Source organism: Paraburkholderia humisilvae (assembly GCF_902859855.1).
Lineage (GTDB): Bacteria > Pseudomonadota > Gammaproteobacteria > Burkholderiales > Burkholderiaceae > Paraburkholderia > Paraburkholderia humisilvae.
Genome location: NZ_CADIKH010000107.1, coordinates 1 through 11,302 on the forward strand (window position 1 = coordinate 1; position 11,302 = coordinate 11,302).

Annotated in this window: 7 protein-coding genes and 1 pseudogene; 3 read left to right on the plus strand and 5 right to left on the minus strand. The window is 57.1% G+C overall.

What is annotated here, in order from left to right:
- Positions 1-1,164: molybdopterin-dependent oxidoreductase (locus tag HV796_RS37845; protein ID WP_175232946.1), on the minus strand; the 1,164-nt coding region annotated here is incomplete at its 3' end.
- Between the two features lie 1,739 nt (positions 1,165-2,903).
- Positions 2,904-3,122, minus strand: coding sequence for a hypothetical protein (locus HV796_RS37850; protein WP_175232947.1), 219 nt, complete (start codon positions 3,120-3,122; stop codon positions 2,904-2,906).
- Positions 3,123-3,986: 864 nt separating this feature from the next.
- Between HV796_RS37850 and bamA the strand changes: the two genes are divergently transcribed.
- The gene (bamA, locus tag HV796_RS37855) at positions 3,987-6,299 is read left to right on the plus strand and encodes an outer membrane protein assembly factor BamA (RefSeq protein WP_175232948.1); all 2,313 of its coding nucleotides are present in this window, start codon (positions 3,987-3,989) and stop codon (positions 6,297-6,299) included.
- 1,059 nt (positions 6,300-7,358) lie between these two features.
- Positions 7,359-7,667, plus strand: a pseudogene (locus tag HV796_RS37860) (transposase); the annotation flags it as partial.
- Between the two features lie 280 nt (positions 7,668-7,947).
- Here the strand turns inward: HV796_RS37860 and HV796_RS37865 are convergent.
- A complete protein-coding gene (locus HV796_RS37865; RefSeq protein ID WP_175232949.1) occupies positions 7,948-9,177 on the minus strand; it encodes a hypothetical protein in 1,230 nt (409 codons plus the stop codon).
- Between the two features lie 637 nt (positions 9,178-9,814).
- Here HV796_RS37865 and HV796_RS37870 point away from each other — a divergent pair.
- On the plus strand, positions 9,815-10,204 hold the full coding sequence (locus HV796_RS37870; RefSeq protein ID WP_281369977.1) for a transposase: 390 nt from the start codon (positions 9,815-9,817) through the stop codon (positions 10,202-10,204).
- A 38-nt stretch (positions 10,205-10,242) separates the two neighbouring features.
- On the opposite strand, the gene HV796_RS37875 is transcribed toward HV796_RS37870, so the two are convergent.
- Together HV796_RS37875 and HV796_RS45555 are read right to left on the minus strand one after the other, a co-directional pair.
- A complete protein-coding gene (locus HV796_RS37875) occupies positions 10,243-10,542 on the minus strand; it encodes a hypothetical protein (protein WP_175232950.1) in 300 nt (99 codons plus the stop codon).
- A 201-nt stretch (positions 10,543-10,743) separates the two neighbouring features.
- Positions 10,744-11,302: YadA-like family protein (locus HV796_RS45555; RefSeq protein ID WP_175232951.1), on the minus strand; the 559-nt coding region annotated here is incomplete at its 5' end.

The following is an 11,302-nucleotide window of genomic DNA, read 5'->3' on the forward strand; positions in this document are numbered from 1 at the left end:
ATGGGTTTCGCCCCACGCATCGGTCCAGCGAATCGGCAGCGTAATCTTGTGATCGCGCGCCGTGTCGGCCATCTCGCGCGCGAGACGCCGGATCGTGTCGGCGGAAATGCCGGTGATTTGCGCAGCCCATTCGGGCGTGCACTGCGCAGCGCGTTCGCGCAACAGCGCGAACGATGGCGTGACCGGCGTGCCGTCATCAAGCGCGTAGTAGCCTTCCGGCGGGCCTTCGAGCGCGGGCTTCGCACCCGGCGTATGGTGCAGCACGGCGCGCTGGCTTTCACCATCCCACCACAGATGATCCTGCGGAAACAGCGGATTGCTTTCCCGCGCATCGGGGTCGCGCACGAACAGGCCGAATTCGTCGCTCTGCTCATTCATGTTCAGCAGTTCGGCCGCATTCGTATAGCGCGTGACAAACTCGTGATCGAAACTGTCGGTGGCGAGCAGTTCGTGAATCAACGCCATGAATAACGCACCGTCGGTGCCGGGACGGATCGGCACCCACTCATCGGCGATCGCCGCATAGCCGGTACGCACCGGATTGATCGCGATGAAACGGCCTCCCGCGCGCTTGAATTTCGAAATCGCAATCTTGAGTGGATTCGAATGGTGATCTTCCGCGGTGCCGATCATCAAAAACAGCTTGGCGCGGTCGAGATCCGGGCCGCCGAATTCCCAGAACGAGCCACCGATGGTATAGATCATGCCGGCCGCCATGTTGGCCGAGCAGAAGCCGCCGTGCGCCGCGTAGTTCGGCGTGCCGTACTGCTTAGTGAACAGGCCGGTCAGCGCCTGCATCTGGTCGCGTCCGGTGAAAAGCGCGAACTGCTTCGGGTCGGTCGCGCGCAAATGGGCAAGACGCTTTTCGAGCGTCGCTAACGCGACGTCCCACGACACCGGTTCGAACTGCGCGGTGCCCCGTTCCGCATCCGCCTTGCGCATCAGCGGCTGCGTGAGACGTGCCGGCGAATACTGCTTCATGATGCCCGATGATCCCTTCGCACAGATCACGCCCTGATTCAGCGGGTGCTCGGGGTTGCCATCGATATAGCGGACCTCTCCGTCACGCAGATGCACACGAATGCCGCACCGGCACGCGCACATGTAGCACGTCGTGGTCTTGACTTCGAGCTTCTCGTTCTGCGTACGCGCATGGTGTTCCATACTCGCCTCTATCAAATCGACGATTCACATAGTTACGGCGCTTTTGGGTGCTTTGACAGGGTTATTGGCTCACTTTTAGCGCCGCCCTGTCTGATCAGCAGTGCAACACCATAGGTAGTACCATTCGCGCAAATACGTCTTTCCCCGTAAGCCAAAATATCAACATGACTTCTTTGGCAAGTCAATTCGCTCAGAACAGCATCTGAATACATTGCATAGATGATTTTAATATAAATTATTTCAAATCCTTCGTCATTATATTAATACTCGTTTTTATTATGATAAAAATTCTATGAAATTAAATTCCATCACCTCCATGAGAGCCGCTCATACTTGACCGGCACACCTTCTGGACGCCTGAACAGTTCCGCCGCACCTACTCAAAGCCTGCCCGAACGTATTCAAAGCTGACTTCCTGCTTCGCCAAGGCCGAGGTACCATCGCTATCTTGACTGCGATCCTGACGAAAAACATCGCTCCACACCGCGCGATGAATAATGGCAAATGAATATTTTACATTATTCACGATTACGGAAATTGAGGATCGGCACTGTAAATATTGATTTGCAGTAGTTCACTCCGCGCGGAACATAATGAGCAAGCAAGGTTGTCACGGAACCAAATCACTTCTGCGCGATGCCGGCGGCGTATAACGGCGGCGGTATTTGCCGTAATCGTAGCTGCGGTCCGCCCTAAACGATCACTGGCGCGTAAGGCGGCCGGGCCGCGCTCGCCTTCAATTGGGAATCGCATCAAGCAGGACGTGAATCTGGGTGGCATCGTGAGGACTCGGGCCGTGGAGGATTACCACGAGCGAGAAGCCCTGCGCTTCGTTAGTGTGGTAGTGCTCTGAACCGGGTCGCTCGCGGTCGATGGGATCCTCTTTTTGCCCTGGGCCCACCCGTGCGGACTGCAGAGGAGTCGGCGGTGACGCGGGATATGCCGATCTCGTCCGTCGGCCGCGCGTGGACGCGCGAGAAGTACCTCGTGCAGCCGGTCCAGCGCAGGTGGTCTGCGGCACGCACAGAATGTGCTTGAACACTGCCCGATCGTTGAACGGCTTGCGCCCCGGATAACGGGTACACCACGCTTTGGGTCGCGTCAGCAACCGTTTGATCACCGTCCTCAGATCGTCGCCCAGTATCGGTTTGGACATGTCTTTGTCGGGTAAGGACGTGACATTACCGACGGCTGTGCCAAGCTGCGAAACTTGACATGCGTGGTACTCGGGAGCGCCGATGCGCAAGAGTGCGTCGGGCCACGGACTTGAAGCGCTTGGTTTAGCACGCATCGGATCACGAAAATTGCCTGTGAGCCTGATTGACTTCGCCTGGCGGCTCTTCCCAAGGGGGGGACGCTAATTATCCGGCCCATGGAGGCATACTTTGCCCTAACGCCGACGCGGAACCTATACGCCGCACCGTACACTATGGGCTCGCGCGCCCGGTCCTCCATCAGGATTGGAATGCCGCCCTTCCCGTCTGCGCCACACCGCTCGGGATGAGCGAAACCCGGTCGTCGATCTCATCGCGTGGCGCGGCAGCGCAAATGCCAGCAAAGCGGCTAGCAAGCTTCAGAAGCAAAAGGGTCAACAATCGATCCGTTTAAAAAATACTCGGATGCGCGCTGCAGATTAACGCACCCGAGTTAAACGGTTCATGCAGCCACTTCGGGTTAGCTACAATGAACCGATCGAGAGTGCCAGCAGCCCCCAGGCGAGCCCGCCAGCAAGACTGATACTAAACACCGACAAATAACGCTGTCAAATTCTCATTAAAATCAATAATATCAACCAAGATCTCCCAACCCATCAATAAACAAAAGTGAACTTCATAATGAATATTTCGTCCCTCAAATAAACTTTCAATGGCACGTGCATACAAGATCAGGTTGATCGACAAGAACAACCCCACGCGGTGTCCTTTGAAACCGAAAATCGGCAGAAACGGTACCGCCATGCGTGAGACTACGCCGGGATGTGGGAGCTCAGACGTCCTGAGCGGGGGTCGCCCCCGCGTGGGAATGGCCCCAAGGGCTCTTCAGCCCGGTTATTTAATCTCAATTATTATGATTGCAATAATACATTATATTTTTCACATTTTAATTTTACAAAATCAACTGGTAACATAATGCTTGAGTTCATATCACGCACCGATCCCTGATTCACAAGAGCGCGCGTGCGCGGTACCGAATAGCAATTTTGGCGTCAACCTGATCGAGCAGAAAGCGCTCTCTGACGAAAGAGGGCTTACGAAGGGACACGTGACCACCCAGTGCCATTCGCAGATGATTCCAATGCGACTGGTTGGACCGGTATAGACGAGATCGGCGAGGCCTATAAATCGATGATCGAAAGTAAAACGAAGAAGTTGACTCTTAAGGAGTCGACGACACCGAATCATGGGGCGCAGGCTTTCTGTCTCAAAACCCAAAACGCAAAAAACGTCAGGCATTGAATGCCCGGATTGCATCTATGTTATCGAACCGATCCTGCGCGGCGGAATATCCAATACGTTTTCTCCGATCGCTAGGCAATTTCGCCGTTCACCGCTCTTCAGGTGCGCCTTCCCTCAAGCAGTTACGTGGCTGTGGACGCCGCACGGCAACTTCGTGCGTCGCGTTACGAACCACCAGGGTAGCAGCAGGCGTGATGACAATCGGGTTGTTTAACCACGCGCTTACGGTTAGCCATCGTGTCAGCCGCTACTCGCCTCAATTTATCGTAGTGAACCTCCTCTGACGAGACATGCCATGCGCACTTTGTCGCATGTTCACCCGCAGGTTTGCATCCAATAAGCGCATGACAGGTTCGAGGAGAGATCATGATCAGATATCGCCGCTGCATTACTAGAACAGCGCTGGCTGCGGCACTCGCCGCGCATGGGCTTATCGCTCACGCAGCAACACCCTTTGTGGTGCAGGACATCCGGATCGAGGGCTTGCAACGGATCGAAGCCAGTACGGTGTTTGCCTACCTGCCCATCAGGCAAGGCGACACCTTCACGGATTATCAAGCTTCCGCAGCCATCCGCGCGCTGTACGCGACGGGGTTTTTCAGCGACGTGAGCATCGCGGCCGACGGCGACGTCGTAATCGTTCAGGTGGCTGAACGACCGACAATCAGCTCGGTCGACTTCACTGGCATCCATGCGATCGACAAGCAAAATCTTGGCAAGGCAATGCGAGCAATCGGGTTGTCGGAGGGAGGTTTTTATGACAAGGCACTCGTCGATAAAGCAGAACAGGAACTCAAGCGCCAGTACCTGGCACGTGGTTACTATGCAGCTGAAGTGACCACCACGGTCAGCCCGATCGATCGCAACCGCGTCGGCCTGCTCTTCTCGGTGGTCGAAGGGCCAAGCGCAAAGATCCGCCAGATCAGCTTCATCGGCAACCATGCGTTCAGCGATAGCACCCTGCGAGGTGAGATGCAGGAGTCGACGCCGAACTGGTTTTCCTGGTACACGAAAGGCGATCTGTACTCGAAGGACAAATTCGCCAGCGACCTCGAGAACCTGCGCGCGTACTACCTGAATCGCGGCTACCTCGAGTTCAGCATCGAGTCGACCCAGGTGCAGATTACGCCCGACAAGAAGGACATGTACCTGACGATCGTCGTGCACGAGGGCGAGCCGTATACAATCTCGGACATCAAGCTCTCAGGTACCCTGTTCGATCGTGAAGCGGAACTGCGGAGCCTGCTCAAGATTAAGCCAGGCGAGCGCTTCTCGGCGGAAAAACTGCAGGCCAGTACGAAGGCGATCGTCGACAAGCTCGGTGAATACGGCTATGCGTTTGCCACCGTCAACGCGATCCCGCAGATTGACACGGCGCACCGCACCGTCGATCTGACGCTGCAAGTGGATCCAAGCCGCAGGGTGTACGTGCGCCGTATCAATGTGACGGGCAACACGCGTACTCGCGACGAGGTCGTGCGCCGTGAAATGCGCCAACTCGAAAGCTCGTGGTTCGATTCGAACCGCCTCGCGCTGTCGAAGGACCGGATCAACCGCCTCGGCTACTTTACCGACGTCGATGTGACAACGGTGCCGGTCGAAGGCACGTCCGATCAGGTCGATATCAACGTGAACGTGACCGAGAAACCGACCGGTGCGATTACGCTCGGCGCCGGTTTCTCGTCGACGGACAAGGTGGTGCTGTCGGCCGGCGTGTCGCAGGACAACGTGTTCGGCTCCGGTACCAGCTTATCGGTCAACATAAACACCGCGAAGACGTACCGCACGCTGACGGTTACGCAGGTCGACCCGTACTTCACGGTGGACGGAATCAAGCGGATAACTGACGGCTACTACCGCACGTACCAACCGCTTTTCTACTCGACCGATTCAAGCTTCCGTATCGTCACTGTCGGTGGCGACACGAAGTTCGGCATCCCGTTCTCGGAATATGACACAGTTTACTTCGGCACGGGCTTCGAACAGAACACGCTCGACGTCGATGCGAATACGCCGCAGACGTACAAGAACTATGTGGCGGACTTTGGCCGTGTATCGAACAACGTGCCGCTGACGATCGGCTGGGCGCGCGACAATCGCGACAGCGCATTGGTGCCCAGCCGCGGTTACTTCACGCAGGCGAACGCCGAATACGGTACGCCGATCGGCGGCACGCAGTACTACAAAGCGGACTTGCAGGCGCAGTACTATTACTCGTTTTCGCGCGGCTTCGTGCTGGGTTTGAATGTGCAGGGCGGCTACGGTAACGGTATCGGCAACCCGTTCCCGATCTTCAAGAACTACTACGCCGGCGGCATCGGGTCGGTGCGCGGCTATGAACCGAGTTCGCTGGGTCCGCGCGATGTGCAGACGGGTGACCCAGTTGGCGGTAACAAGATGCTCGTTGGCAATATCGAGATGACATTCCCGCTGCCGGGTACGGGCTATGACCGCACTCTTCGCGTGTTCACGTTCCTTGATGCCGGTAACGTGTGGGGCGATCCGCGCCAAGGCGGCAACACGACGGTCGGCTCGAACGGCCTGCGCTATGGTTACGGTGTCGGATTAACGTGGATTTCGCCGATCGGACCGCTCAAGCTGAGCTTGGGTTTCCCGCTGCGGAAGCAGACCGGTGACCAGTATCAGAAGTTCCAGTTTCAGATCGGCACATCGTTTTGAACCCAGACAGGTCAGCTCCCATTTCCCCCGCGCACGACGCCGCGTTCGTCCCGGCACAAAGACTCGCCTTCGAGGCATTGTATTTACAAGCCCAGCGCCAAAGCAGGTTCGCGCTTACGTCGGTATTGAATGCCCTGCATGCATCAATACGCATGGTTGCAAGCAGGGCCTCAAGTCGCTGCTCGTCGTGCCTGTTGGAGCTTCGTTTGCTCCCGGGTTGATGCATATTACTCGTAGGGCCACGAAATCGTTCAGGCTGTCGTGCATGGGGCGCCCCACTGATTTGGCTTTGGACACATGCTTCTTCGACTTACGGCGAACCGCGCGTGCTAGGGATTGCGCTACTTTCGTGGTGAGGCATCTTTTACGACATCCTCATGCCGCGCCTACATTGGTAGCCAGCAGACATTTCCCCACCGCGGACATCCGGTTTCCTTTTGACTTTCCTCTTTTGCGGTTTCCTTTCGGTTTTCCTCTTTTATGGGGCGTTTGCGAACGTACAGGCGCTGGAACGAGTGATGCGCGCCTCGATCACTCGCCATTTCTGGCAGCGCCTTTCGCGTCGACTCCCGAGCCTTCCGTATTTCAACCCGCATCTTTTCCATGACATTGTTTGGGGGGCGTCCGTTCGAGAGTCCCCGCAATAACTCAACCTCTCGATTTGAGTGCTTCATGCTTTGAGCCGGATCAGAAGTCGAAGGTCGGACTTGAACTGGGCCGTACGTTTCCGATGGAACGTGGGGATTAGTTGGAACGGAATTGACTGTTAGACCGATCATTTGTAAGCCTGTGCGTAGATGGTAAGCGTCGAAGCTTTGACTTTCGCTAGGCTTCCTAGCTGTCGTCGTGTCTAGTGTGAGTAAGCAATGACTGGTCGCCTGACAGACAGCCGAAACGTCACCGACCTGGGCGAAATCGCTTTCATGTAGGTGAGTTGTACAAGGACAGGTTGATCAGACATATCGTGTGGCCTATCAGGCTGCTGAAGTACAGTCGGTAACGTCATCGCGGAAGGCCCCTGAATCGTTGACGGAAGGCGAGCACTTCCCCCCGAAGATCATGCGCGGCGCCGATACATTCACCGGGAGTCTATTTTCCATGCGCAGGCTCGACGACTTCGTTCCGAAGTCGCGTCCGTTGCGTTCGATCTGTGTGATGGCGAACGAAGCACTGGCGAAGATGGATCGGTTGTTCGCCGGGATGTACGAGGCCGACATCAAGAGTGGGCGACCGGGCATCGCACCGTCAAAGTTGCTGCGAGCCATGCTAATTCAGGTGTTCTGCAGCATCCGCCCGGAGCGCCAACTGATGGAGCACGTGCAATACAACCTGTTGTTTCGCTGGTTTATCGGCTTGGGCATGGATGACGAGTCTGGGCCAAAACCTTGGGGCACATGCGTCAGGTGATGGTACGCGGGTTGAAGAAGATGGACCAGATGTTCGTGTTGAACATGGCCGCCTACAACCTGGTGCGCATGCGCTCACTGACACAAGTCCGTCCGTAGTGGCGAAAAACGCGGCAATGAGGCCGTAAATTGGCCTCAAACCGACGAACAGGCGTGGAATTCACGTTGAAAATGCACAATGCGATAAAGCTTGCGGCGAACGCCGCGTGAGCACAGAGAGGCTGCTTCCGTCGGGGTATATTTCAGCAGCCTGCTAGCGCGGATCTGATTTGCAGATACTTCAGAACCGTCTCGTAGTCTCCGTCAGTTAGCCGTTTATGGATCAGCGCGTCGTCGTTGGCCCGATCTTCCAATTCCCGAACAGCCTGAATACTATCGGCGTTTCGAAGTGACTCCATGTACTCCGTGGCGAGTGCCTTCTGTTCGCCGTTCCCGGCCTTGCCCAGCTTTTGCAGGAGTACGTTTAACTCTGGCTCGAGGCGCGCGAGATCTTTCTGGAATTCTGCTTCCGCGCTGTCAAGGCGTGCCAGCAATCTTTCACGCGTGTCCCGGCCTTCCTCTGGCAATCTGACGTCCGGACGGCTGAGCACGTCGAGAGCTACGAGCGCTGTCGGACGTGGATCTCCGCCGACCCGGAGGGTCTTCTGGCCAACCTTAATGTCTACTGGATCACGTACTGCCCTTACTGCATCAAGCGCCACTGCAAGGACTGTGACTGGTTCCGTACCGTTTGCAAGTGCGGCGCGCAGCACCGCTGCTGGGTCAGCTTCTGCTTCTGCCTTATGGGCGTCTTGCCGCTGGGCGGCTTGTAGATCGACACCTGCTGCGCGGTCCGCCTCTGCTTCCAGGGCCGCGCCTAGCCCCGCGCCCGCCGCCCGGAGTGCGCGTAGTAGCGGACGCGGATTCGCACCCACTGCCTGGGCGATAAACAGCGCGTCGTCCGGCCCGGCACCTGCCCTGACCGCCGCGGTCATGGCCTCAAATGCGGCTCCGACCATCTCCTGCGCCACTGCCCTGACGTCACGCGGATGGACGCGCTGCTGAGGCGCCTGTTGCAGCAGTTCAAGAGGGGATTTACCTGCGGCACGGGCCGCATCCAGTACTGCTTTCGGAATGATCGGGCGCTCACTGGCTGCCTCCATGATTTCGCTCAGCGATATGTGCTCTGCAAGCGCGGCATACAGGGCCTCTTTAGGCGTGGCTCCTTTTTCAAGTGCGGTATCCAGTGCCGCACGAGCCTTTCTCAGCCCTATCTCCCCCGCTGCGCCCGGATCATCCGCCGCAACTTCGCGATGTATTGCGCCGACTGCCGTATGAACCGCCTGCTGTACGGTATCTGGCACGGCGCGCGCGGCGCTTGCCTTCTCGAGGGCCGCACGAGCCGCTGCGCGCGCCCCGGTGCCGCGCACCGGCAATCCGATACCAACAGCCTGCGGGGCCGCTCCCCGGCGCGCGATGTCTGCTGGTGTCATTACCATTGCGTCGGTTCTCCAGTCAAAGGGACGAACCCCGCGGGGGGCGCGACGAGCGCCGTCCCCAAGCTGCCTGACAGGACCTCGACTTGGACCATCCAACCCGACTTGGCGCAGGATTTCCATAAGGTGGCCACGGCGAGGATTGGGCGGTAAAGGCACGACTCCGCCAGTGGCTGATGTAGGAGCGGTAGTGGTACGGTTTGTGTCAGGGCGGTCCGAGTGCCCGACATTGAAATTGACGTTCATTATCGGCATGATTTTCGAGATCAGAAAGAGTTTTCGACAGTTAGACTGTAGATGTCGAAGACTGCACTCACACAGCGTTTCGCGCAATTTTCCTCCGAGCGACCGAAATCATACGTGGCCGTGTGCTACGTGTTATTGATATGCATCTGATTGTGAAGGGCCAGATGAAAAATTGCAGAAATTATTAGAACTACTACTGTTTCATTCTACTCGTTGATAAAATACGTATGTCTTATCATTTTCCCTAAGCCGGTGGTCATTATGAGCATTACGTAAATCATGACGTCACTGGAAGCCTTGATTCATATTTTTACTGTGTAATAAAATTTATTCTCGGCAAAGCGACACCTTGTACTATTAAGCAACACAAACTCGGGGCGATCACACGATGAGAGAAAATGTCGAAAAATTTGACGCGTATCTGAACCATCTGGTGCAAGCGTTAGGGCACGCCGATCGTCATGCCTGTCTCAAGGGCTATTGTTCGGGCCTGGTATTGCCGCTGTCACCCAAGAGCATCGAGCCGATGGCCGCGCATATTGACCCACTTCACGCGAGCGCGAAGCACCAGTCACTTCACCACTTTGTGGCCAGGGCAGAATGGTCTGACCGGGCAGTCTTGCAGTGGGTGCTCGAATGGGCGATACCCGCATTGTGCAATTTCAACGTGAATTCCACGCCTGTTCGTCGGTTTGAGGCCAATTTACGACCTCATTGCCGCGTTTTTCGCCACTCCGGACGGACTTGTGTCAGTGAGCGCATGCGCTCCGGGTTGTAGGCGGCCATGTTCAACACGAACATCTCGTCCTTGTCCGATCAACTTGCGCTTTGCTGCGAAATGGCATAGCCCACGCTCGCGGCAATCATATCGGGCACGCACGACCGCCGCCTCGCGGTGTTTTGTGCAACGTGCGGTGTGAGCTTCATCAGCTTGCAAGCCTCAATGAATTCCTGTGCGTAACCCTTATCCGCGAAGTGCTCGCCTTCCGTCAACGATTCAAGGGCCTTCCGCGATGACGTTACCGACTGTACTTCAGCAGCCTGATAGGCCATGTTCCGCGCTTCGGCGTGGCAAAGTCTCCAGTTCGAAATTTTGTCGAAGACAACGTCGAGCATACAGGTGCGCCCAAGGAATTCGGCGTCAGACGCACTGTTGTTGCACTCCCGCACGTCGGGCAATGCAAGCGCTGGCCAAGTCGACTGTTGTTCGACCGTAGAAAGCGAATTTGGCAGATTCCCGCCAATGTTTCTCATCAAGGCGGCGAAACAGTGCGCCGCCCCGGCTCCTAGCCCGCAGGTAGTCGCCGCACAAACTCTCTAGAAACCATATGTCATACCGACCGAGGCGCCAGTACGAGCACCGGCTGAACCAACAGTCTCCGAGACGTGAGCGTTGAGCAACAAGCGATTCGATACCCAGTAGTTCGCGCCGAGAGCCAGCGCGCCCGCCCCCCCATAGGTACCCGCGGCAACTGACATCTGGAAGTCACTCCCAGCCCGCGCGTTCGGAATCAAGGAGGATGCTGCCATCGCTGCCGCACCAACGGCGTCAAGGCGATTATTCAGTTGCCCGAAGCGCTGGTCGGTGTAGTTGTTCGCCTGGCCGACTGCCTGACTTACCCCCTGCGCGACACTCTGGTTGAGCTGCTGCACGTTCACCGCGTCGGTTGCCTGCGTGCCCGCCGCCACGTTCGTGACCTGCCGCTCCGCGCCTGGCGCGCCCACGCTCACCACGTTGCTGCGGCCCCCGTCGCTCGAGTTCGCACCGATCGCCGCCGAGTTGCTCCCCTTCGTCACCGTCGGCTGGTCCGTCCCGTTGCCCTTCGTGTCCGCCACAAACCCGTACGTGACCCCCTTCTTCAGATCCGCCACCGTC

Coding starts and splice junctions, on each gene's coding strand:
- HV796_RS37870 (WP_281369977.1), top strand. CDS start 9,815: ATGAGAGAAAATGTCGAAAAATTTGACGCGTATCTGAACCATCTGGTG.
- HV796_RS37850 (WP_175232947.1), bottom strand. CDS start 3,122: ATGGCGGTACCGTTTCTGCCGATTTTCGGTTTCAAAGGACACCGCGTG.
- HV796_RS37865 (WP_175232949.1), bottom strand. CDS start 9,177: ATGACACCAGCAGACATCGCGCGCCGGGGAGCGGCCCCGCAGGCTGTT.
- bamA (WP_175232948.1), top strand. CDS start 3,987: ATGATCAGATATCGCCGCTGCATTACTAGAACAGCGCTGGCTGCGGCA.
- HV796_RS37875 (WP_175232950.1), bottom strand. CDS start 10,542: ATGCTCGACGTTGTCTTCGACAAAATTTCGAACTGGAGACTTTGCCAC.